The sequence below is a fragment of the Pseudoxanthomonas sp. 97-1-1 genome (genome assembly GCF_057773125.1).
In genome coordinates, this window is the sequence record NZ_JBYMTJ010000001.1 from 589,869 (window position 1) to 611,941 (window position 22,073).

Consider the following 22,073-nt stretch of genomic DNA (forward strand, 5'->3'; position numbering starts at 1 on the left):
GCGGCCATGGCGCACCTGTGCGCCGCAGCAACAGAGCCTGCCGCGGGCTTCAGACCAACTGCAGTTCGAACGCCTTGAGCACCGCCCGCGTGCGGTCGCGCACACCCAGCTTGGAGAGGATGTTGGAGACATGGTTCTTGATGGTCCCCTCGGCCACGCCCAGCGAGTTGGCGATCTCCTTGTTGGAGAAGCCGCTGGCCATCAGCCGGAGGATCTCGGTCTCGCGGTCCGTCAACGGATCCGGGCGGTCCAGGCTGACGAACTCGTTGCGCATGTGCTCCAGGCCGGACAGCAGGCGCTGGGTGACGGCCGGCTGCACCAGCGAGCCGCCGCCGGCCACGGTGCGGATGGCGCCGACCAGTTGCTCCAGCGACACATCCTTCAGCAGGTAGCCCTTGGCGCCGGCCTTCAGCCCGGCAAGGACGAGCTGGTCGTCGTCGAACGTGGTGAGGATGATGGTGGGGGGAAGCTGGCCTGTTCTGGCCAGCGCCTGCAGCGCCTCCAGACCCGACATCACCGGCATGCGCATGTCCATCAGCACCACGTCGGGGTTGACCTGCGGGACCAGGTCGACGGCCTGTTTCCCGTCTGCGGCCTCGGCCACCACCTCGATGCCGTCGTCCAGCGCCAGCAGGGAACGGATGCCCTGGCGTACCAGGGTTTGGTCGTCGACCAGACAGACACGGATCACGGGGTTCCTCCGGAGCTGAGCTCGGGTGTGGGTTCGGGTTGGGGAAGGGGGCGGGGCGCGAGGCCGGGTACGGCCTCGTTGACGGGCAACGCGATGTGCAGGCAGAAGCCCCGTCCGGGCTGCGTCTCGATGCGCAGGTCGCCACCGTACTGGGACAGGCGCTCGCGCATGCCGGTGAGGCCGTTGCCGGCGACCACCTGCCCGCTGCCGGCACCGTCGTCGCGGGCATCGATCAGGATCTTCGCCCCGTCGCGCCGGCAATGCAGCCACAGGTGGCGGGCGTTGGCATGGCGGACGGCGTTGGTGATGATTTCCTGGGTGCACCGCAGCAACACATGGGCGCGGTGCGGGTCTTCGAGGGTCAGGGGCTCTTCGATATCCATGTGGATGGCCAGCGAAGGGACTTTTTCGGCCAGCGGAACCAGCGCCGCCCCCAGATCGATGCCGCCGCTGTCGCGCAGCTGGCTGACGGCTTCGCGTACGTCGGTCAGCAGCAGCCGGGCCAGCGTATGCGCCTGGCGCACGTGCTCCTGCGCGCGCCCCTCGGTCATGTGGCCGGCAACTTCCAGGTTCAGGCTCAGGGCGGTCAGGTGGTGCCCCAGCAGATCGTGCAATTCGCGGGAGATGCGGGTGCGCTCGTTCACCCGGGCGCTCTCGGCCAGCAGCACGCGGGTGGCGCGCAGTTCCGCGTTGAGTCGCCGCTGCTCTTCACGTGCCTGGGCCTGCTGGCGCGCTACGTAGGTGGTGATCAGCACGAAGGCCGAAAACCCCACGTAGAACATCGACTGGAACAGGGCCTCCCAGAAATTGAAGTCGTCGCGGGCCATGAACGACGGCACCAGCAGGACGTGCGCGGCCAGCAGCCAGGCCACCGCGAAGCGCAGTTCTAGCAGCCAGGGCAGCACGCCGGCCATGATCAGCAGCAGCACGGCGCCCAGCCCGGTCTGGGTATAGAAGCCCACCCCGATCGCGGTCGCCGTCAGCACCATGGCCAGCGGCACGTTCCATGCCACCGGCAGGCCATCCCGACGGCCATCCAGCGCACGCGTCGCCAGCCAGTAGACGCCGCCAAAGGTGAAGTAGCACAGCGCGGTCAGCGGCAGGTTGACGCCCTGCTCGTCCGTTCCGCTGGACGGCGGCAGCACCCACACATTCAGGATGATGGGAATCCCCACCAGGGCCCATGTGTAGAGCCCGGCGGCGCGCAGCAGGCGGGTATGGCTGAGTCGTCCCAACATCCGGGCATCTTAGGCGGAATCGCGCGCGGCCATGTCCCAACTAAAGTCATGCCCGCGTTGGAATGGGGATGGCCGGGTTCATCCCCCGCTCACCCGCCGCCTCGCCCGTCGCTGCGGCACCATGCGATAATCCCCGCTTGGCCGTGCGCCACCCTGCAAGACCCGTTCGGAGTCAGGTAATGTCGATTGTCATCCGCGACGTGCGCGAGCACGAGCTGGATTCCGTCCTAGCCCTCAACAACAATGCCGGACTGGCGATCCTGCCGCTGGATTCGGCCAAGGTCCGCCGCTTCTACGAACAGGCCGAGTACTTCCGCGTCGCCGAACGCGACGGCAACCTCGCCGGTTTCCTGGTCGGCTTCGGCTCGAACGCCGGGCATGACAGCAGCAACTTCGCCTGGTTCCGCGAGCGCTACCCCCAGTTCTTCTACATCGACCGCATCGTGGTGGCCAGCCGCCGCCGCGGCGGTGGCGTGGGCCGGGCGTTCTACGCCGACGTGCAGAGCTATGCGGAACTGCGCTATCCGCAGCTGGCCTGCGAAGTCTTCCTCGACCATGGCGCCGACCCCGCCCTGCTCTTCCATGGCAGCTTCGGCTTCCGCGAGATCGGCCAGAACGTCATGGCCGAGGCCAACGTGCGCGCCAGCATGCTGATGAAGGAACTGTGCAGCTATCCGTGGGTCCGCGAGACCTATGGCGACGCCCTGCCGGACGCACCGTGGGCCCGCACCCGGCTGCTGGCCGATGCCAGCACGCAACGGCCGACGGGTACATGAGCGTGACGCGAGCCTCCATGGACTACGAACAGGCCGGTGAACTGAAGATCGGCCAGGTCGGCATCGCCAACCTCCGCATCCGCACCCTCGATGTCGACCAGCTGATCCGCGAGATGCGCGAGCGCGTGGAGCGCGCGCCAAAGCTGTTCGGCCGCGCTGCCGTGATCGTCGACTTCGGCGGCCTGACCCGCCTGCCGGACGAAGCAACCGCACGCGCACTGATCGACGGCCTGCGCGGTGCCGGCGTCCTCCCGGTGGCGCTGGCCTACGGCACGCGTGAAACCGAAATCCTTTCCGAACAACTCGGCCTGCCCCTGCTGGCCAAGTTCCGTGCCCAGTACGAGCCGGTGGCGCAGGCCACACCCGCACCCGCGCGGGCCGAACCCGCGCCTGCCCCCGCCAAGGCGGCGCCGGCACCCACGGCGAAAGCCGCCGACACCAGGCCTGGGCTGGTCCAGAAGACCCCTGTGCGATCGGGCCAGCAGCTTTACGCGGAAAACCGCGACCTGACCGTACTGAGCACCGTGGGTGCCGGCGCCGAAGTCATCTCCGACGGCTCCATCCACATCTACGGCGCCCTGCGCGGCCGCGCCCTCGCCGGTGCGCGCGGCAACGCCGATGCGCGCATTTTCTGCCGCGAGTTCCATGCCGAACTGGTCGCCATTGCCGGCCACTACAAGGTGATGGAGGAAGTACCCAAGGAACTGCGCGGCAAGGCCGTGCAGATCTGGCTGGACCAGGACCAACTCAAGATCGTCGCGCAGGAATGATGCGCTGCGTTACCCCGAATAGAAGAACGACCAAGGAGAACACCGTTGGCTGAAATCATCGTAGTCACGTCCGGCAAGGGCGGCGTGGGCAAGACCACCACCAGCGCCAGCATCGCATGCGGTTTGGCCCGTCGCGGCAAGAAGGTCGCGGTCATCGACTTCGACGTCGGCCTGCGCAACCTCGACCTCATCATGGGCTGCGAACGCCGCGTCGTGTACGACTTCGTCAACGTCACCCAGGGCGAAGCCACCCTGAAGCAGGCCCTGATCAAGGACAAGCGCTTCGATACGCTGTACGTGCTGGCCGCCTCGCAGACCCGCGACAAGGATGCGCTGACCAAGGAAGGCGTGGAGAAAGTGCTGAAGGACCTGTCCGACGACGGCTTCGACTATGTCGTGTGCGACTCGCCGGCCGGCATCGAGAAGGGCGCGTTCCTGGCGATGTACTTCGCCGACCAGGCCATCGTGGTGGTCAACCCGGAAGTGTCGTCCGTGCGCGACTCCGACCGCATCCTGGGCCTGCTGGACTCCAAGACCCGCAAGGCCGAGAACGGCGAGACGCTGAAGGCCAACCTGCTGCTGACGCGCTACAACCCGGCGCGCGTGGAAGGCGGCGAGATGCTCAGCATCAAGGACGTGGAAGACGTGCTGGGCCTGAAGACCCTGGGCGTGATCCCCGAGTCCGGCGACGTGCTCAACGCCTCCAACAAGGGCGAACCGGTCATCCTCGACCTGGAGTCGCCGGCCGGCCAGGCCTACGACGACACCGTGGGGCGCCTGCTGGGCGAAGACCGCCCGATGCGTTTCATCACCCTTGAGAAGAAGGGTTTCTTCACCAAGTTGTTCGGAGGTTGAACATGGGCCTGTTCGATTTCCTCAAGGCGAAGAAGAACACCGCAGAGACCGCGAAGAACCGCCTGCAGATCATCATCGCGCAGGAACGCAATTCGCGTGGCGCCCCCGACTACCTGCCGCTGCTGCGCCGCGAGCTGCTGGAAGTCATCAAGAAGTACGTCAACGTCGACGTCGACGCGGTGAAGGTCGACCTGATCAAGGACGGCGACCACGACGTGCTGGACATCTCGGTCGCGCTGCCTGAAGGCAACTCCTGACCACGGGCGGAGCATCGCTCCGCCCTGACTGTCCCGCCCGCATGAATGCCGCTGCAGACACCCTCGAACCCGACGTGATGCGCGTGGCGGCATTGCCGCTCGGTGCCGCGGCCACGCTGCTGGCGCGTTACGGACTGGTCCTGCACCGCATCGAAGACGGCGCACCGATTCCCGGCAGCTTCTGGGGCGAACCGGAAGCCGGCGTCATCGCCCACAACGTCTACGTCCGTGGTGACACACCCGTGCATTCGATGCTGCACGAAGCCTGCCACCTGATCGTCCTGCCGCCGGAACGGCGCGCGCAGGTGCACACCGACGCCACCGATTCGGTGATCGAGGAAGACGCCACCTGCTGCCTGCAGATCATCCTGGCCGACGAACTGCCGGGCGTGGGTCGCGGCCGGCTGATGGCGGACATGGACGCATGGGGCTACACGTACCGGTTGGGATCGACGCAGGCGTGGTTCGAGCAGGACGCCGACGATGCCCGCGCCTTCCTGGACGAACACGGTCTGCCTCACCGCTGACGGGCCGTCCCTGTAGGAGCGACGTGAGTCGCGACCGCACGCCTGCGCCAACCAGGACACCCCGCCTGTCGCGAAGGCGCCAACAACGGCTCTGCGGCATGCTTTTGCGCGCCCTGGGTCGTTCAACGTTCCGGTCGCGACTTACGTCGCTCCTGCAGTAAGGGGGCGCCGCACTTGCACCCCCTCCCCCACCCTCACTACCCTTCCGGTTCCTGCGCCCGCCGCACCCTGAAGGACTTCCCGTGAAGCAACGCCACCTCCTGCTCGCACTCGCCGTCGGCGCCTGCGTCGCCACGCTCGCCGCCTGCAAGAAGGACGAGCCCGCCGCAGACACTGCCGGCGTGCCCACCGCGCCGCAGGGCGAGACCGCCGACCAGTTCATCGCGCGGGTCAACGACGAGTTCAAGAAGATGTACCCGGAGCTGACCGCCGCGCAATGGCTGTCCAGCACCTACATCAACGACGACAGCCAGCTGCTCGCCGCCAAGGGCAACGAGCGCTACCTGACCCAGCTCAACAGCTGGATCGAGCAGGCGAAGAAGTTCGAAGGCCAGAAGATGTCGCCCGAGACCGCGCGCGCCATCCAGCTGCTGAAGCTGGCCACCGCGATGCCGGCGCCGAAGGATCCGGCCAAGCTGGCCGAGTTGACCCAGATCGCCACCAAGATGGAAGGCACCTACGGTGCCGGCACCTATTGCACCGGCGAGGGCGACGACAAGAAGTGTCGGCAGCTGGGTGAACTCGAGGATGTGCTGCGCAGCAGCCGCGACTACGACGCCCAGCTGGACGCATGGCAGGGCTGGCACACCATCGCCCAGCCGATGCGCGCCGACTACACGCGCTTCGTCGAACTGGTGAACGAAGGTTCCAAGGAAATGGGCTTCGCCGATGCCGGCGAGATGTGGCGCAGCGGCTACGACATGACGCCCGCCGAGATCGCCGCCGAAACCGATCGCCTGTGGGGCCAGGTCAAGCCGCTCTACGAACAGCTGCACTGCTACACCCGCACCAAGCTGCAGGCCACTTACGGCGTGGAGAAGGGCCAGGTCAACGGCCTGCTGCCGGCGCACCTGATGGGCAACATGTGGCAGCAGGACTGGGGCAACCTGTGGGACGTACTGGAGCCCTACAAGGGTGCCGGCAGCCTCGACATCACCGGCGCGCTGGAAAAGCAGTACCAGGCTGATTACCAGGCGGCACTCGGCAAGGCCGGCCCGGGACCGGGCACCGACAAGCTGTTCCAGGCCGAGCGCGAGGCACAGCTGCAGGTCGCCAAGCAGATGACCGAACGTGCGCAGGAGTTCTACACCAGCCTCGGCATGCCGAAGCTGCCGGAGAGTTACTGGTCCAAGACCCAGTTCATCAAGCCGATGGACCGCGACGTGGTCTGCCACGCCAGCGCATGGGACATGAACATGGCCGGCGACGTACGCACCAAGATGTGCATCAAGCCGAACGAGGAAGACTTCACCACCATCTACCACGAGCTCGGCCACGTCTATTACTACCTGGCCTACAACAAGCTGCCGCCACTGTTCCAGACCGGCGCGCACGACGGCTTCCACGAAGCGATCGGCGACACCATGGTGCTGGCGATGACGCCGGACTACCTGAAGTCGATCGGCATGGTCGACGCCCCGCAGCAGAGCAACGAAGCGCTGATCAATGCGCAGATGCGCATGGCGCTGGCGAAGGTGTCGTTCATGCCGTTCGGCCTGATGATCGATCGCTGGCGCTGGGGTGTGTTCGACGGCAGCATCAAGCCGGCCGACTACAACAAGGCCTGGTGGGAACTGAAGGCCAAGTACCAGGGTGTGGCGCCGGCCACCGCGCGCGGCGAGGATTTCTTCGACCCGGGTGCGAAGTACCACGTGCCGGGCAACACACCGTACACGCGCTACTTCCTTTCGCACGTGCTGCAGTTCCAGTTCTACAAGGGCCTGTGCGATGCGGCCGGCTACAAGGGCCCGCTGTACAACTGCAGCTTCTACGGCAACAAGGCGGCGGGCCAGAAGTTCTGGGCGATGCTGGAAAAGGGCGCCAGCCAGCCGTGGCAGTCCACGCTGAAGGAACTCACCGGCGGCGAGAAGATGGACGCCGGCGCGGTGCTGGAATACTTCGCCCCGCTGCAGGATTGGCTGAAGCAGCAGAACGAAGGGCAGACCTGCGGCTGGCAGGTGCCTGCGACGGCAGCCACGCCGACGCCCGCGACACCGGCGAAGTCGTAAGCTGCAGCAACGGGACGGGCCGGTGACGGCCCGTCTTTTTATTCAGAACACATGGCCACAAGGATGTCATTGATGAAAGCGCGCTACCCCCTGTCGACCCTGCTGCTTGTCTTGCTGGCCTCGCCTCACTGCGCCGTCGCACAGACCGGCCCGCAGGTCGGCAGCGAAACCAGCCGCACGCCCACGTTGGCGCCAACGCAATGGAAGCTCGCCGCCTTCCCGTCACGCAACGCCACCCCGCTGCGCTATCGGGAACTATCCATCAGCCGGTTGCTCGACGTGCAACGGTACAACACGGTCCAGCGCATCAAGGCCACCCAGATAGGCGTGGGCCGGGGGTTGGCGGATGAAGGCGTCGACCGCACGACGCCAGTGCTGCGCTGGATTCCCCTGAAGACCGGCGGCGCTGTCGCACGCCTGCAGGTCACGTCGCCGGATGCCCTCGGCCTGCGCGTGGGACTGCAACTGCAGGGACTGCATCCGCATGTCGAACTGCGCTTCGGTGGCTCCGACGCGCCTTCACAAGCGGTTGCGACGGTGAACGCATCCGAGGCCCAGCAACTGGTGGATGCACAAGGCATCTACTGGACACCAGGCACCGACGGCGCCACCCAGATCATCGAGATCTATCGTCCCGCGCACGTCAAGGCATTGCAGGCACGTCTGCAGGCACCGAAGCTGTCGCACCTGCTGACCAACAGCCGCAACGATTTCAAGCTGCTCAAGTCGCTGGGCGATGCGGGCAGCTGCAACATCGACGTGGTCTGCAAGGTTGCCGAGTACGGCCCTGCCTTCGTGCAGGCGAAAAACGCCGTGGCCCACATGACCTTCGTCGAGAGCGACGGCAAGGGCTATGTCTGCACCGGCACACTGCTCAACGACACCGTCCCCTCGACGCAGGTGCCCTACTTCTATACCGCGGCACATTGCATTTCCAGCCAGTCGGTAGCCAACACGCTCAACACCTATTGGGCGTACGAGAACTCCACCTGTGGCGGCGCGGATGGCGCGAGGCGCAACCCGGTGGTCGGCGGCGCGGACCTGCTGTATGCGGACGAAGACCTGGATGCGCTGTTGCTGCGCCTGAAGAATCCTGCTCCCGCCAATGCCACGTTCGCAGGTTGGGATGCCAGCACCCTGGCCACCAGCGCGGACGTCATCGCCATCCATCATCCCCAGGGCGACGCCAAGAAAGTATCCCGGGGCCAGCATGTCACCGATGCCTACGCCGAACTCTATACCGTGGCCTGGCTCGAAGGCACCACGGAAGGTGGCAGCAGCGGCTCGGGCCTGTTCACGCGCTACCGCGACAACAGCCTGCGCCTGCGGGGTGGCCTGCTGGGTGGCGATGCCTTGTGTTCCAACACCGGTTCCACCGGAAATGCCCTCAACCGCGACCACTACTCGCGGCTCGACCTGGTCTTTCCGCACATCAAACAGTGGATAGCCTCGGAGCCGGTCCGCGAGAACAGCTCGCAGCCGCTGGTACGTTCCGCCGGCGCCGTCGCGCAGGGCCAGGGCTCACGCACCATCACCCCAACGGAAACCATGACAAGGCCGACTGCGCGGCCCGCCATCGAACGTCCCCGCACGATGACCCCCACGCGACACTCGCTGCGCGAGCGCTGATCGCAGCGAGCAGGCGACGAAGAGGCCGGCGTATGCCGGCCTCTTCCTTTGCGGACCCTCACAGGCTTCATCGCCAGCACACATCGCGCGCGCAGGCTGGATGCGAACCGACCGGAGAGCATCCACTGCCATGCCGACCATCTTTACCCATGCCCTGATCCCCCTGGCCGCCGGCGTTGCCCTGGGGCGGACACGTCTTCCACCGAAACTGGTCGCCGCCGGCATGGCCGCCGCGATGCTGCCGGATGCCGACGTGGCGATGTTCAAGCTGGGGATCGAGTACGCGCATGATTTCGGCCATCGGGGCGCCAGCCACTCGCTCGCATTCGCCGTTTTCTGCGGTGCATTCGCGGCGGGCTTCGCGCGGTGGTTGAAGGTGCGCGCCGTCACCGCATTCCTGTTCATCGCCCTGTCCGTGGCCTCGCATCCACTGCTGGACATGCTGACCGATGGTGGCCTGGGTGTCGCGCTGTTCTGGCCGTGGTCCGACGCACGTCACTTCGCGCCCTGGCGCGTGATCGAAGTGTCGCCCTTCGCGAACCGTTTCTTCAGCGCGCGTGGCGCGGAGGTGCTGGCGTCGGAACTGCGCTGGATCTGGGTGCCGGTGGGCGTCATGGCGGGGCTGGCGGTGTGGCTGCGCCGACGGCATGCGACGTTGTAGGAGCGACGTCAGTCGCGACCGCACGGCTGGAGGAGTCGAGTGCGACCAAGATGAGCACAGAGTGCGGCAGCGGAACCACGGCCACCTCGTGACTGGTCGATGGCCAGTCCCAGTCCGCGGTCGCGACTGACGTCGCTCCTACAGGGATACAACGCGCCTCAGTTCACGTCCGGCGCCGGATCCGGCTTGCCCGTCTTCATCTGCTCGGCGAGCTGCGCTTCGAACTGTTCCAGCGTCAGCCCCTGCGTGGCGGCTTCGATCACGGCGGTATCGCGCAGTTCGTCGGAATACACCAGGCGTACCGCGTTGCCCTGTGCTTCGTGCAGCACCGCCGCCTGCTTGATCATCGCCAGCACTTCGGCGGCGCTGTCGGAGGTGCCCGCGATGCGGCCGTCCATGCCCAGCACCCAGACGCCGGCCTGACGCACGACGCCAGCCAGCAGTTCACCCTCGGGATTGCGCAACTCGGCATGCGGCTCGATGGCGGGCGCATTCGCTCGCGCCTGGTTGTGCGCCTTGGTCGCCTTGCGCTTCTTCGCCTCGCGGCGCGCCTTGGACTGGATGGACATGGACGGTCTCGCAGGAAGTCAGAGTTGATCGGTGGGTTCGAGCGCCGCGGGCTCGCGCGGGCACGCGGGCAGGCGCCGGCTGGCATTCGCTTCCCATTGCCACATCAGCCAGCCGGCCAGCACGAAGCCGGCCATGCCCAGTGCCAGGTGGAGGCCATGATGGCTCAGCAGCGGTGAAAGCAGGCCGGCGATGATCGCGTTGACCACCAGGTTGCTGAACGCCTGCAGCGACGAAGCGGCGCCGCGCTGGCGCGGATACATGTCCAGGATGGCCAGGGTCAGGATCGGGAACACCAGAGCGACGCCCAGTGCCGCCAGCATCATCGGCAGCACCGCCCAGGGCACGCGGATGTCATCGCCCGCCCAGGCGGTGTAGGCCACGTTCGCCACCATCGCCAGCGCCATGCACGCGTAGCCGATCCTCACCAGGCGCGCGCCGTCGACACGTCCCGCTGCACGCCCGGACAGGAACGCGCCCAGCACCATGCCGCCGATGGTCGGCAGGAACAGCCACGCGAACTGTTGTTCGTTCAGATGCAGCAGGTCCATCACGAACGCCGGCGCGGAGGCGATGTACAGGAACAGGCCACCGAAACTCAGCGAACCGGCCAGCGCCAGTCGCACGAAACGCCGGTTGCGCACGATGCCCACGTAATCGCGCAGCAGGCGACGGGGCGACACCTGCAGGCGTGCCTCGGGCGGATGCGTCTCCGGCAGCCAGCCGACCACCGCCACCAGCAACAGCAGCGAGAACCCGGCGAGGAACCAGAAGATCATCGGCCACGCGCTCCAGCCCAGGATCCAGCCACCCACGATCGGTGCGATGGCCGGTGCGATGCCGAAGATCATCGACACCTGGCTCATCAGCCGCTGCGCGTCATCGCCGTTGCGCGCATCGCGGATCACCGCGCGCCCCACGATGAAGCCCACGCCCGCCGACAGGCCCTGCACGGCACGGAAGAACAGCAGCGTGGCCATGTCGGTGGACAGCGCGCAGCCCACCGACGCCAGCAGGAACACGATCAGCCCCCCCAGGATCACCCGCTTGCGGCCGAACGTATCCGACAGCGGCCCATGCACCAGGCTCATCAGCGCATACGTCAGCAGGTACACGCTGATCGTCTGCTGCATCGCCACCTTGTCGGCGCCCAGGTGCGCGCCCATGGCGGGGAACGCAGGGAAGATCGTGTCGATGGAGAACGGGCCGAACATCGCCAGCCCACCCAGCAGGATGGCCAGGCGGCGATTGGAGATGGCGCGGGGAGCCGTCATTGCGGGGAAAAACTCCAGGCGGGCGCGGCCGGCATGCATGAACAGGCGGCGCGGGGCTGCACATGGTACGCCGAAACCGCCAGCGGCCCGCCGCGCCGGGCTATAATCGGCCGGCAAGACCCGGTGGGAGAAGCCCGTCGTCCGCGACGTGCTGCCGAAGGCGCAAACGCCCGTAATCGCTCAGGCCCGATACCACCCCTGCTGCAAACACTCTGGAGAGACCGGCCGCCCTCGTGGCAGCGCCGGCGCCGAAGGGGCACGAAGCACGCGACCTCGTCCGCCGCGCTTCCAAACTCTCAGGCAAAAGGACAGAGGGGCATCCCACACGCGGTTTCCGCGTGCCCGGTCCTATTGCCCTTCCCGGATGCCTCCCATGTCGAACACCCCCTCCCTGCGCGAGCTCGAGCACCACGGTGCGTTTCTCGAACGCCACATCGGCCCCAACGACGCCGAGATCGCACACATGCTGCGCATCGTCGGCCATGACTCGCTGGAGGCGATGACCGACGCCATCGTGCCGGCCAGCATCAAGTCCGCACAGCCGCTGGCCCTGCCCGCGCCGATCAACGAGGAGGAGGCGCTGGCCAAGATCCGTGCCGTCGCCACGCGCAACCAGGTGTTCCGCAGCTTCATCGGCCAGGGCTACTACGGCACGCTCACGCCGAAGGTCATCCTGCGCAACATCCTCGAGAACCCGGCCTGGTACACCGCGTACACCCCCTACCAGGCGGAGATCTCGCAAGGCCGCATGGAAGCGCTGATCAACTTCCAGACCATGGTCGCCGACCTGACCGGCATGGAGATCGCCAACGCCTCGCTGCTGGACGAAGGCACCGCCGCCGCCGAAGCGATGACGCTGGCCAAGCGCTCGGCCAAGTCGAAGTCGAACACCTTCCTGGTCGCCGGCGACACCCACCCGCAGACCCTGGAAGTGCTGGCCACCCGCGCCGAACCGCTGGGCATCACCGTCGATGTCGTGCGTTCCACCGATGCCTTCCACCAGAAGCTGGCCGGCGGTGACTACTTCGGCGTGCTGGTGCAGTACCCCGCCTCCAGCGGCTGGGTGGAGGAGTGGACGAAGGACGCCGAGACCATCCACGCGCACAACGCGCTGTTCGTCGTCGCCACCGACCTGCTCGCGCTGACATTGCTGAAGCCGCCGGGCGAAATGGGTGCGGACATCGTGATCGGCAACTCGCAGCGCTTCGGCGTGCCGTTCGGTTTCGGCGGCCCGCACGCCGCGTTCATGGCCTGCCGCGATGCCTACAAGCGCAGCATGCCGGGTCGCCTGATCGGCGTGTCGGTCGATGCCGAGGGCAAGCCTGCCTATCGCCTGACCCTGCAGACGCGGGAGCAGCACATCCGCCGCGAGAAGGCCACGTCCAACATCTGTACCGCGCAGGTGTTGCTCGCCGTCATGGCCAGCATGTACGCCGTCTACCACGGCCCGGAGGGTCTCAAGCGCATCGCCGACCGCGTGGCCCGCCTGACCGCCATCCTCGCCGAAGGCCTGCGCACGCTGGGCTACCCGGCCGTGCATGCCAGCGCCTTCGACACGCTGTGCATCGAACCGGGCGACGCACGCGACGCCATCCTCGCCCGCGCCCATGCCGCCCGCATCAACCTGCGTGTGCGCGGCAATGGCTCGCTGTGCATCTCGCTGGACGAGACCACCACGCGCGCCGATGTGGAAGCGCTGTGGGGCGTGTTCGCCGGTGAAGGCGCCACGCTGCCGTCGGTCGACGCCCTGGACGCCGGCGCGCCCTCGCTGGTGCCTGCCGCCCTGCGCCGCACCAGCGACTTCCTGACCCACCCGGTGTTCAACACGCACCACAGCGAACACGAACTGCTGCGCTACATGCGTGCCCTGGCCGACAAGGACCTGGCCATGGATCGCACCATGATCCCGCTGGGCAGCTGCACCATGAAGCTCAATGCCACCGCCGAGATGATCCCGGTGACGTGGCCGGAGTTCGGCGGCATCCACCCGTTCGCGCCCGCGGACCAGACGGCCGGCTATACGCAGCTGATCGACGAACTGGAAGCCATGCTGGTGGAATGCACCGGCTACGACGCGGTCAGCCTGCAGCCCAACTCCGGCGCGCAGGGCGAGTACGCCGGCCTGCTGGCGATCCGCGCCTACCATCGTTCGCGCGGTGAAGCGCACCGCGACATCTGCCTGATCCCGGAATCCGCGCACGGCACCAATCCGGCGTCCGCGCAGATGTGCGGCATGACCGTGGTGGTCACCAAGTGCGATGCCAACGGCAACGTCGATGTCGAGGACATCCGCCGCGCCGCCGAGAAGTACAGCGAACGCCTGGCCGCGATCATGATCACCTACCCCTCCACGCACGGCGTGTTCGAGGAAGACGTGGTGGAGATCTGCGAGATCGTGCACCGGCATGGCGGGCAGGTCTACACCGACGGCGCCAACATGAATGCCCTGGTCGGCGTGGCCAAGCCGGGCAAGTGGGGGTCGGACGTCTCGCACCTCAACCTGCACAAGACCTTCTGCATCCCGCATGGCGGCGGCGGCCCCGGCGTGGGTCCGTGCGCGGTGAAGGCGCACCTGGCGCCGTACCTGCCGAAGAAGCTGGGCGGCGAAGGCGATGTCGGCATGGTGTCGGCGGCCAGCTTCGGCAGTGCCAGCATCCTGCCGATCAGCTGGATGTACGTCACCCTGATGGGCGCGCAGGGCCTGCGCAAGGCCACCCAGGTGGCGCTGCTCAACGCCAACTACATCGCCAAGCGGCTGGAACCGCATTTCGAGACGCTCTACACCGGCCGCAACGGCCTGGTGGCGCACGAGTGCATCCTCGACCTGCGCCCGATCAAGGACCGCACCGGCATCAGCGCCGAGGACGTGGCCAAGCGCCTGATCGACTTCGGCTTCCACGCGCCCACGCTGAGCTTTCCGGTCGCCGGCACGCTGATGGTGGAACCCACCGAGAGCGAATCGCAGCACGAGCTGGACCGCTTCATCGACGCGATGATCGAGATTCGCGAGGAAATCCGCGCGGTCGAGGACGGCCGCCTGGACCGCGAGGACAATCCGCTGAAGAACGCGCCGCACACCGCCACGATGGTGATGGCCAGCGAGTGGACCCACGCCTATCCGCGCGAACTGGCCGCGTTCCCCCTGGCCACGCTGAAGCTGCAGAAGTACTGGCCGCCGGTCGCCCGCGTGGACAACGTCTACGGCGACAAGAACGTCGTGTGCGCCTGCATCCCGGTGGATGCGTACAAGGACGAAGTGGACGCCTGAGTGCGGTACCACGGATGACGAAAAAGCCCCGCCGATGCGGGGCTTTTTCGTACCGTCGCTATAACGTGCGTGCACGCGCGATACTGGGCACGCTTGCATTCGACTCACGGGGAGACGCGTCGATGAAGGTAGTCATCAACGGAGCCGGCATCGCGGGTACCGCGCTCGCGTATTGGCTGGGCAGGCTCGGCCACGACGTGACGCTGGTGGAACGCGCGCCCGATCTGCGCACCGGCGGGTTCGTGGTCAACCTGTGGGGCATCGGCTACGACGCACTGGAAAAGATGGGTTTGCTGCCAAGGCTGCTGGAACTGCAGCACCATTCGGACGAGTTGCGCATGGTGGACCGTGCCGGGCGCACCCGTGGCGGCTACCCGTCCAGCGTGCTGCTGAAGCTCGCCAAGGGGCGCATGGCAACGCTGGCGAGGTCCGACATCGCCGCGGCCATCTACGGCGCCTTGGACGGCCAGGTGGACACCCGGTTCGGCGACAGCGTCACCACCATCGACGATGACGGGACACGGGTACGCGTCGGCTTCGACCATGCGCCACCGCAGGAGGCGGATCTCGTGATCGGCGCCGACGGCCTGCATTCGCGCGTCCGTCACCACGTGTTCGGCCCCGATACCCGGTTCGAGTACCCGATGGGATGCCACGTCGCCTCATTCGAGGCAGCCGGCTACCGGCCGCGCAACGGGAATGCCTATGTGGCGTACACCGCGCCCGGCCGCTACGTGGCCCGCTTTCCGATGCGCGACGATCGGATGCTCTTCTTCGTCCTGCTGCGCGACGAGCACCTCGCGGGCGGGACGCCCCGCGACCATGCCGGACGGAAGGCCGCATTGACCCGCGCCCTCGACGGCATCGGGTGGGAATCCGATGCCATCGTCTCAGCCATCGCACGGACGGACGACATCTACTTCGACAGCATCAGCCAGATCCGCATGGACCGCTGGGTCCAGGGCAACGTGGCATTGATCGGCGACGCCGCTGCGTGCCCTTCCCTCATCGCGGGAGAAGGCGCCGGCTTCGCGCTGGCGGAAGCCTACGTGCTCGCGGGCGAGCTGCACCGGCACGGCGACGACACCGCTGCTGCGCTCGCCCGCTACCAAGCACGGCTACACGCAGTCGTCGCCCGCAAGCAGAAACACGCGGAAAGCCTGGCAGCCTCGTTCGTGCCCAGAACGGCGCTGGGCGTGCGCCTGCGTGACTACACCACGCTCCTGATGCGGCTCCCCGTCTTCCCCAGGCTCCTGATGGGCCGCTACTTCCACGACGAACTGGCCTTGCCTGACTACGGGATCTGAAACCCGGCATGGGTATCCAACGCCACGCGATACCGCGTGCGGCGCGCGGGTAACATCGCCACCATGACCGACCTGACTGCGCTCGCCCTCGATGCCCTGATCTTCATCGGCCTGGCCTGGACGGCGTGGCGCGTGCTGGGGCGTTCCATTCCCATCGCCGTCATCCCCATCATCATCGGCTTGCTGCTGGCCGCCACCGGCGTACTGCCTGCCAGCTGGGGCGTACCGTCGAAGCTGGGCGACCAGATCGGCTTCATCGGCGTGCTGCTGCTTGCGTTCACCGCCGGCCTGGAAACGCGCCAGTCCGCGCACCTGCCCACCACCGCCGATGCCAAGCCGCTGCCGCGCACGCAAGCGCTGCGCTTCGTCGCCAGCGCGGGCATGGCGCTGCTGCTGCCGTTCGCGCTCGGCACGCTTGCAGCGCATGCCTACTTCACCGGTTTGCCGGGCTGGGAGACGCCTGAAGGCGGCGCCTGGATGGGGGCGCTTGCGATCGGCCTGTGCATCGCAGTCAGCGCGCTGCCGGTGCTGATCGGTATCGTGCGCGAACTCGGCCCGCTGCACCGGCCGCTGACCCAGCTCGCGCTGCGCATCGCCGTGATCGACGACGCCGTACTGTGGATCGGCCTGGCACTGCTGTTGTTGGCGGCCGAAGGCGGTTCGCTTCTGGCCGGCGCCTCCGCCCTGCACCTGCTCGCAGCAGGTACGCTCGTCATGCTGGCCGCCGCCGGCACGCTGGCGCAGCGCATGCACGGACAGCTGCCCCTGTGGCTGGTGTGGCTGTCATTGCCGGTGTTCCTCGTGGCTGGCGCCTGGGCGAGTTCGCAGCTGGGTCTGCATGCATTGCTCGGCGCCTACTTCGGTGGCGCGATGGTGCCGCCGGCATGGTCCAGGCGACTGCCAGTGGAACGCCTGGGCCAGTTCGCCCTGATCGGGCTGGCGCCGCTGTTCTTCGGCCACAGCGGCCTGAAGATCGATGGCAGCGTGCTGGGCTGGGCCTCGCTGCAGGCGTCGCTGGTGCTGCTCGTGCTGGCGGTCGTCGCCAAGCTGGTCGCGGTGCTGCTGTGTCCGCCGGCCCCCTCGCTGTCGCGCCGTGAAGCGCTGGCCGTGGGTGCGCTGCTGCAATGCAAGGGGCTGATGGAAATCGTCGCGGCCACCATCCTGCGTGACCACGGCCTGCTGTCCGAACACGCCTTCGCCGCACTGGTCACCCTGGCCGTGCTGTCGACCCTGCTGACCGGCCCGTTCTTCCGCCTCCTCGTGCGTCGCCACGCGCAAGCCGACACCGGCGGACGGCAGACCGCATGAGGTGCGCCGCGCACGCCACGTCGTGGATCAGGCATCCAGGGAGGGCCGTACCGTCTCCGCCAGCCATGCCATGAATGCCTGCACGCGCTGCGGCAGGTGGCGACGATGCGCATACAGCAGGGACACCGGCATCGCTTCGGCACGGTACTGCGGCAGCACGTCCACCAGCAGGCCCTGGTCGATCAATGCCCGCAACCCTGCGGCCGGCGCCTGGATCAGCCCCAGGCCGGCGATGCAGGCGGCTTCGTAGGCATCGGAACTGTTGACCGTCAGCGCACCCTGCACCGGCACGCTGGTGAACTGCACCCCGTCCCAGTACTCCCATCCATCCGGCCTGCCACCGAAGGTGCTGGCGTAGTGGATCATGCGATGCGCATGCAGGTCCTCCGGTGACTGCGGCATGCCATGCCGCTGCAGGTACGCCGGGCTGGCGCAGGTCACCACGCGCAACTGGCCAAGTGGCCGCGCGATCAGGCTGGTATCGGCCAGCGTGCCCACGCGCAGCACGCAGTCGAAGCCCTCGCGCACCACGTCCACCCGACGGTCGGTACAGCTCAGTTCCAGTTCCAGTTGCGGGTGATCGTGCAGGAAGGCCGGCAGCTGCGGCAGCACGAAATGCCGTGCGAACCGCGCCGGCATGTCCACGCGCAGCCGGCCACGCAATGCCTGGGGTGTGCGCACGAACAGGTGCTGCACCTCGTCCATGTCGGCCAGCAGGTCCTGGCAGCGCTCGTAGAACGCCCGGCCGTCCTGGGTCAGCTGCACACGCCGCGTGGTCCGGTGCAGCAGTTGTGTGCCCACCCACGCTTCCAGTTGCTGGACGGCAGTGGACACGCTGGCCTTGGGCAGGCCCAGGCTGTCCGCGGCGCGGGTGAAACTGGCCATCTCGGCGACCCGGACGAAAGCCTGCATGGCGTCGAGGCGGTGCATGGCGGCTCCAGTGATTGTTCGCCATCGGCGAACGGTCAAATCAGTTTAAGCCGATTTATCCAAGGATTACCGCCCAATACAGTGCCCCCACGGTGAATCCACCGCCTTCCCCGACTGGAGACCTGCCATGACCAAGACCCCTTCCCCCCTCACCCTGATCACCGGCGGCAGCCGCGGCCTGGGCCGCAACATGGCCCTCGCCATCGCCCGCCAGGGCCACGACGTCATCCTCACCTACCGTAGCCAGCAGGCCGAGGCCGCAGCCGTCGTCGCCGAGATCGAAGCCCTCGGCCAGCGCGCCGCCGCGGTGCCGCTGGACGTGGGCCAGAGCGGCACGTTCGACGCCTTCGTTGACGCGGTGCGTGCCCAGCTCACCTCGTGGGGCCGCGATCGCTTCGACCATCTGGTCAACAACGCCGGCATGGGCGTGCATGCCGGCTTCGCCGAGACCACGCGCGCGCAGTTCGATGCGCTGGTCGACGTGCACTTCAAGGGACCGTTCTTCCTCACCCAGGCGCTGCTGCCGCTGCTCGCCGACGGCGGCCGCATCATCAACATCTCGTCCGGCCTGGCGCGCTTCGCCCTGCCCGGCTACGCGGCGTATGCGGCGATGAAGGGCGCGATGGAAGTGCTGACGCGCTACCAGGCAAAGGAGCTGGGCGCGCGCGGCATCGCGGTGAACATCGTCGCGCCTGGCGCGATCGAGACCGACTTCGGCGGTGGTGCCGTGCGCGACAACGCGCAGCTCAATGCGTTCGTCGCCTCGCAGACCGCGCTGGGCCGGGTCGGGGTACCGGACGATATCGGCGGCGTGGTCGCCTCGCTGCTGTCGCCGGCCAATCGCTGGATCAATGCGCAGCGCATCGAGGCGTCGGGCGGGATGTTCCTGTAATCCAGTGGATGACGCAGCTCTTCCCTCTCCCTGCACAGCGGGGAGAGGGTGCCGAAGGCGGGTGAGGGGCGAACGGAGATGCTATGCCGACGCGCCCTATCCATTGCCGCGCACGCCCCTCATCCGCCCTCCGGGCACCTTCTCCCCGCCACGCGGGGAGAAGGATGTTTCAAAACTCCACCTTGACCGAAGGCGCACTGCGCTTCGCCTCGCCGTGATAGACCGCTTCGATGTTGTTGCCATCCGGGTCGAGCACGAATGCCGCGTAGTAGCCCGGGTGGTACGGGCGCTCGCCGGGCGCGCCGTGATCGGTACCGCCGTTCGCCAGCGCCGCCGTGTGGAAGGCATCCACCATCGCGCGGTCCTGCGCCTGGAACGCCAGATGATGGCGGCCGGTGAGTTCGCCCTGCGCCGCTTCGCTGTCGGCGGTGGAGACGAACAGTTCGTCCGCCCAGAAATATCCCTCATCCTCGCCGCCCATCGGCACGCCGAGCACCTCGAACACGGCGGCATAGAACGTGCGGCTGGCGTCCAGGTCGCGCACGACCAGCTGGATATGGTCGATCAGGCGACCGCGATGCAGTTCGTTGGTTTCCAAAGCGCAATCCTCCGGTTGAAGAGCCGACAGTGATGGCACGGCATGCGGACAGCGAGTGTCCGCGACCATTCGTCAGCACGGCGTCAATGCGTACAGCCAAGACACCGTAACGCGCTCTCCACACGCGGACGCAGATGATCGGCGGATGCAGACCCTCGCGCACCGCGATGGCTGGTCCGTCGTCCAGGAGACCCCAGATGGCCGCACGCAAATCCCCCTCCCCCTCATCGAACACCGGCAAGGCCGACACGCCGACACCCGGCAACGGCGGCGAGCTCCACTTCAACGCAGGTGGCAAGCACCCGCCGCTGACCACCAACCAGGGCATCCCGGTCAGCGACAACCAGAACTCGCTGCGCGCGCACGATCGCGGACCGACACTGCTGGAAGACTTCATCCTGCGCGAGAAGATCACCCACTTCGACCACGAGCGCATTCCCGAGCGCATCGTGCATGCGCGCGGCTCCGGCGCGCACGGCTACTTCGAACTGACGAAATCGCTGAAGAAGTACACCACCGCGCGCGTGCTGAACGAGACCGGCGTGCGTACGCCGGTGTTCTGCCGCTTCTCCACGGTAGCCGGCGGCGCGGGCTCGGTGGACACGCCGCGCGACGTGCGCGGCTTCGCGGTGAAGTTCTACACGCAGGAGGGCAACTGGGATCTGGTGGGCAACAATATCCCGGTGTTCTTCATCCAGGACGCGATGAAGTTTCCCGACCTGGTGCATTCGGTGAAGATGGAACCGGACCGCGCCTATCCGCAGGCCGGCAGCGCGCACGATACGTTCTGGGATTTCATCTCGCTGACGCCGGAAGCGTTCCACATGATCATGTGGGCGATGAGCGACCGCACCATCCCGCGCTCGCTGCGCATGATCGAAGGCTTCGGCGTGCACAGCTTCCGCCTGCTCGATGCCAAGGGCAACAGCACTTTCGTCAAGTTCCACTGGCGACCGAAGCTCGGCATCCAGTCGACAGTGTGGGACGAAGCAGTGAAGCTGCAGGCGGCCGACAACGACTTCCATCGCCGCGACCTGTTCGAAGCCATCCAGAAGGGCGACTTCCCGGAATGGGAACTGGCCGTGCAGCTGTTCACCGAGGAACAGGCCGATGCGTTCCCCTTCGATCATTTGGATCCCACCAAGCTGATTCCGGAAGAGCTCGTGCCGTTGACGGTGATCGGCCGCATGGTGCTGGACCGCTGGCCGGACAACTTCTTCGCCGAAACCGAACAGGTCGCCTACTGCCCCGCCAACATCGTGCCCGGCATCGATTTCAGCAACGATCCGCTGCTGCAGGGCCGGCTGTTCTCCTACCTGGATACGCAGCTCTCGCGGTTGGGCGGCCCCAACTTCCACCAGATCCCGGTCAACGCGCCGAAGTGTCCGTTCGCCAACCTGCAACGCGACGGCCACATGCAGATGCAGGTGCCGAAGGGCCGTGTGAACTACGAGCCCAGCAGCCTGCAGCCCGATACGCCGCGGGAAACACCGGCCGGCTTCCGCAGCCATGCGACCGTGGCGGAGGGTCGCAAAGGGCGCGTGCGGCCGGAGAGTTTTGCCGACCACTACAGCCAGGCGCGGATGTTCTTCCGCAGCCAGACCGCGCCGGAGCAGGCGCACATGGCGGCCGCGCTGGTGTTCGAGTTGTCGAAAGTGGAAACACCGCACGTACGCGAAGCGATCGTCGGCCACCTCCGCCACGTCGATGCAGGCCTGGCCAAGCGCGTCGCCGATGGCCTGGGCCTGGATGCACTGCCGCCGGCACCGGCCACCACCGTCGCGCCACAGGACATGCCGCCTTCACCTGCATTGCAGATCATCGGCAAGATGAAGCCGACGCTGCAGGGCCGCTGCGTCGGCATCCTGATCGATGAAGGATCGGACGCCGCCGCGATCGCCGCCTTGCGCAAGGCAGCGGAAGCCGATGGTGCGCAGGTGAAGATCGTTGCGCCGAAGATCGGCGGTGCGAAGCTGGGCAACGGCAAGCGCCAGCCTGCCGACGGGCAGCTGGCCGGCACGCCCTCGATGGTGTTCGACGCCGTGGCGCTGGTGCTGTCGGAGACGGCAGGCAAGGCGCTCGCCGCCGAAGCCGCCGCCGTGGACTGGGTACGCGATGCGTTCGGCCACCTGAAGGCCATCGCGCATGACGAGGGCGCCGCCGCGGTCATCAAGGCCGCCGGCATCGGCAAGGATGCCGGCGTGGTCAACGCCGGCGACACCGCCGCCTTCATCAAGGCCGCGCGCACCCGCCAGTACGCACGCGAACCCAAGGTCCGTACCCTGCCCTGATCCATG

The 22,073-nt window shown here is 67.2% G+C and carries 18 protein-coding genes, 1 pseudogene and 1 riboswitch; of the genes and pseudogenes, 13 read left to right on the forward strand and 6 right to left on the reverse strand.

The window, feature by feature from the left end; genetic code table 11:
• Nucleotides 1-49 precede the first annotated feature (49 nt).
• Together AC3DET_RS02875 and AC3DET_RS02880 are read right to left on the reverse strand one after the other, a co-directional pair.
• The gene (locus tag AC3DET_RS02875; protein WP_142123895.1) at nucleotides 50-691 is read right to left on the reverse strand and encodes a response regulator; all 642 of its coding nucleotides are present in this window, start codon (nucleotides 689-691) and stop codon (nucleotides 50-52) included.
• Entirely contained in the window at nucleotides 688-1,929 is a 1,242-nt protein-coding gene (locus tag AC3DET_RS02880; RefSeq protein ID WP_488390660.1) for a sensor histidine kinase, read from the reverse strand. The genes AC3DET_RS02875 and AC3DET_RS02880 overlap by 4 nt, the downstream gene beginning before the upstream one ends.
• Nucleotides 1,930-2,108: 179 nt before the next feature.
• On the opposite strand from AC3DET_RS02880, the gene AC3DET_RS02885 reads away from it, so the two are divergent.
• The 8 genes and pseudogenes from AC3DET_RS02885 to AC3DET_RS02920 form a co-directional block, all read left to right on the forward strand.
• Nucleotides 2,109-2,705, forward strand: coding sequence for a GNAT family N-acetyltransferase (locus AC3DET_RS02885; protein WP_446537443.1), 597 nt, complete (start codon nucleotides 2,109-2,111; stop codon nucleotides 2,703-2,705).
• Nucleotides 2,702-3,475 (forward strand): septum site-determining protein MinC, encoded by a 774-nt coding sequence (gene minC, locus AC3DET_RS02890; protein ID WP_488390661.1) that lies wholly within the window; start codon nucleotides 2,702-2,704, stop codon nucleotides 3,473-3,475. Before AC3DET_RS02885 ends, minC begins: the two co-directional genes overlap by 4 nt.
• 45 nt (nucleotides 3,476-3,520) lie before the next feature.
• Nucleotides 3,521-4,330 carry a septum site-determining protein MinD gene (gene minD / locus AC3DET_RS02895; RefSeq protein WP_142123892.1) on the forward strand — a complete coding sequence of 270 codons (810 nt, stop codon included), beginning with the start codon at nucleotides 3,521-3,523 and terminating at the stop codon, nucleotides 4,328-4,330.
• A 2-nt stretch (nucleotides 4,331-4,332) separates the two neighbouring features.
• Entirely contained in the window at nucleotides 4,333-4,587 is a 255-nt protein-coding gene (minE, locus tag AC3DET_RS02900) for a cell division topological specificity factor MinE (RefSeq protein ID WP_192200660.1), read from the forward strand.
• Between the two features lie 77 nt (nucleotides 4,588-4,664).
• Entirely contained in the window at nucleotides 4,665-5,114 is a 450-nt protein-coding gene (locus AC3DET_RS02905) for a hypothetical protein (protein ID WP_337730867.1), read from the forward strand.
• Nucleotides 5,115-5,356: 242 nt separating this feature from the next.
• The gene (locus AC3DET_RS02910) at nucleotides 5,357-7,342 is read left to right on the forward strand and encodes a M2 family metallopeptidase (protein WP_488390662.1); all 1,986 of its coding nucleotides are present in this window, start codon (nucleotides 5,357-5,359) and stop codon (nucleotides 7,340-7,342) included.
• A 72-nt stretch (nucleotides 7,343-7,414) separates the two neighbouring features.
• Nucleotides 7,415-8,971, forward strand: a complete 1,557-nt coding sequence (locus AC3DET_RS02915; RefSeq protein WP_488390663.1) for a trypsin-like serine peptidase — start codon at nucleotides 7,415-7,417, stop codon at nucleotides 8,969-8,971.
• A gap of 130 nt (nucleotides 8,972-9,101) precedes the next feature.
• Nucleotides 9,102-9,603, forward strand: a pseudogene (locus AC3DET_RS02920) (metal-dependent hydrolase); the annotation flags it as partial.
• Between the two features lie 187 nt (nucleotides 9,604-9,790).
• On the opposite strand, the gene AC3DET_RS02925 reads toward AC3DET_RS02920, so the two are convergent.
• Both AC3DET_RS02925 and AC3DET_RS02930 read right to left on the reverse strand, forming a co-directional pair.
• Complete coding sequence (locus AC3DET_RS02925; protein WP_192200655.1) at nucleotides 9,791-10,201, reverse strand: hypothetical protein; 411 nt, start codon at nucleotides 10,199-10,201, stop codon at nucleotides 9,791-9,793.
• An 18-nt stretch (nucleotides 10,202-10,219) separates the two neighbouring features.
• Nucleotides 10,220-11,473, reverse strand: coding sequence for a multidrug effflux MFS transporter (locus tag AC3DET_RS02930; RefSeq protein ID WP_337730231.1), 1,254 nt, complete (start codon nucleotides 11,471-11,473; stop codon nucleotides 10,220-10,222).
• 202 nt (nucleotides 11,474-11,675) lie between these two features.
• A riboswitch (glycine riboswitch) is annotated at nucleotides 11,676-11,795 on the forward strand.
• A gap of 42 nt (nucleotides 11,796-11,837) precedes the next feature.
• On the opposite strand from AC3DET_RS02930, the gene gcvP reads away from it, so the two are divergent.
• From gcvP to AC3DET_RS02945, 3 genes are all read left to right on the forward strand, one after another.
• A complete protein-coding gene (gene gcvP / locus AC3DET_RS02935; protein WP_488390664.1) occupies nucleotides 11,838-14,741 on the forward strand; it encodes an aminomethyl-transferring glycine dehydrogenase in 2,904 nt (967 codons plus the stop codon).
• A gap of 122 nt (nucleotides 14,742-14,863) precedes the next feature.
• A complete protein-coding gene (locus AC3DET_RS02940) occupies nucleotides 14,864-16,048 on the forward strand; it encodes an FAD-binding domain (RefSeq protein WP_488390665.1) in 1,185 nt (394 codons plus the stop codon).
• A gap of 63 nt (nucleotides 16,049-16,111) precedes the next feature.
• Nucleotides 16,112-17,356, forward strand: coding sequence for a cation:proton antiporter (locus AC3DET_RS02945; RefSeq protein WP_488390666.1), 1,245 nt, complete (start codon nucleotides 16,112-16,114; stop codon nucleotides 17,354-17,356).
• A gap of 27 nt (nucleotides 17,357-17,383) precedes the next feature.
• Here the strand turns inward: AC3DET_RS02945 and AC3DET_RS02950 are convergent, their stop codons facing one another.
• Nucleotides 17,384-18,286, reverse strand: a complete 903-nt coding sequence (locus AC3DET_RS02950; protein ID WP_488390667.1) for a LysR family transcriptional regulator — start codon at nucleotides 18,284-18,286, stop codon at nucleotides 17,384-17,386.
• 127 nt (nucleotides 18,287-18,413) lie between these two features.
• On the opposite strand from AC3DET_RS02950, the gene AC3DET_RS02955 reads away from it, so the two are divergent.
• A complete protein-coding gene (locus AC3DET_RS02955) occupies nucleotides 18,414-19,178 on the forward strand; it encodes an SDR family NAD(P)-dependent oxidoreductase (RefSeq protein WP_488390668.1) in 765 nt (254 codons plus the stop codon).
• A gap of 169 nt (nucleotides 19,179-19,347) precedes the next feature.
• On the opposite strand, the gene AC3DET_RS02960 is transcribed toward AC3DET_RS02955, so the two are convergent.
• On the reverse strand, nucleotides 19,348-19,776 hold the full coding sequence (locus tag AC3DET_RS02960; protein ID WP_446537453.1) for a VOC family protein: 429 nt from the start codon (nucleotides 19,774-19,776) through the stop codon (nucleotides 19,348-19,350).
• Nucleotides 19,777-19,973: 197 nt separating this feature from the next.
• Here AC3DET_RS02960 and AC3DET_RS02965 point away from each other — a divergent pair, with 197 nt between their 5' ends.
• Nucleotides 19,974-22,067, forward strand: coding sequence for a catalase (locus AC3DET_RS02965; protein ID WP_488390669.1), 2,094 nt, complete (start codon nucleotides 19,974-19,976; stop codon nucleotides 22,065-22,067).
• Nucleotides 22,068-22,073: the final 6 nt, after the last annotated feature.

What these genes read in the sequence shown, in the direction of transcription:
- AC3DET_RS02880 (WP_488390660.1), bottom strand. Translation starts at nt 1,929, where the DNA reads ATGTTGGGACGACTCAGCCATACCCGCCTGCTGCGCGCCGCCGGGCTC.
- AC3DET_RS02885 (WP_446537443.1), top strand. Translation starts at nt 2,109, where the DNA reads ATGTCGATTGTCATCCGCGACGTGCGCGAGCACGAGCTGGATTCCGTC.
- minC (WP_488390661.1), top strand. Translation starts at nt 2,702, where the DNA reads ATGAGCGTGACGCGAGCCTCCATGGACTACGAACAGGCCGGTGAACTG.
- minE (WP_192200660.1), top strand. Translation starts at nt 4,333, where the DNA reads ATGGGCCTGTTCGATTTCCTCAAGGCGAAGAAGAACACCGCAGAGACC.
- AC3DET_RS02905 (WP_337730867.1), top strand. Translation starts at nt 4,665, where the DNA reads ATGCGCGTGGCGGCATTGCCGCTCGGTGCCGCGGCCACGCTGCTGGCG.
- AC3DET_RS02915 (WP_488390663.1), top strand. Translation starts at nt 7,415, where the DNA reads ATGAAAGCGCGCTACCCCCTGTCGACCCTGCTGCTTGTCTTGCTGGCC.
- AC3DET_RS02925 (WP_192200655.1), bottom strand. Translation starts at nt 10,201, where the DNA reads ATGTCCATCCAGTCCAAGGCGCGCCGCGAGGCGAAGAAGCGCAAGGCG.
- AC3DET_RS02930 (WP_337730231.1), bottom strand. Translation starts at nt 11,473, where the DNA reads ATGACGGCTCCCCGCGCCATCTCCAATCGCCGCCTGGCCATCCTGCTG.
- gcvP (WP_488390664.1), top strand. Translation starts at nt 11,838, where the DNA reads ATGCCTCCCATGTCGAACACCCCCTCCCTGCGCGAGCTCGAGCACCAC.
- AC3DET_RS02940 (WP_488390665.1), top strand. Translation starts at nt 14,864, where the DNA reads ATGAAGGTAGTCATCAACGGAGCCGGCATCGCGGGTACCGCGCTCGCG.
- AC3DET_RS02945 (WP_488390666.1), top strand. Translation starts at nt 16,112, where the DNA reads ATGACCGACCTGACTGCGCTCGCCCTCGATGCCCTGATCTTCATCGGC.
- AC3DET_RS02950 (WP_488390667.1), bottom strand. Translation starts at nt 18,286, where the DNA reads ATGCACCGCCTCGACGCCATGCAGGCTTTCGTCCGGGTCGCCGAGATG.
- AC3DET_RS02955 (WP_488390668.1), top strand. Translation starts at nt 18,414, where the DNA reads ATGACCAAGACCCCTTCCCCCCTCACCCTGATCACCGGCGGCAGCCGC.
- AC3DET_RS02965 (WP_488390669.1), top strand. Translation starts at nt 19,974, where the DNA reads ATGGCCGCACGCAAATCCCCCTCCCCCTCATCGAACACCGGCAAGGCC.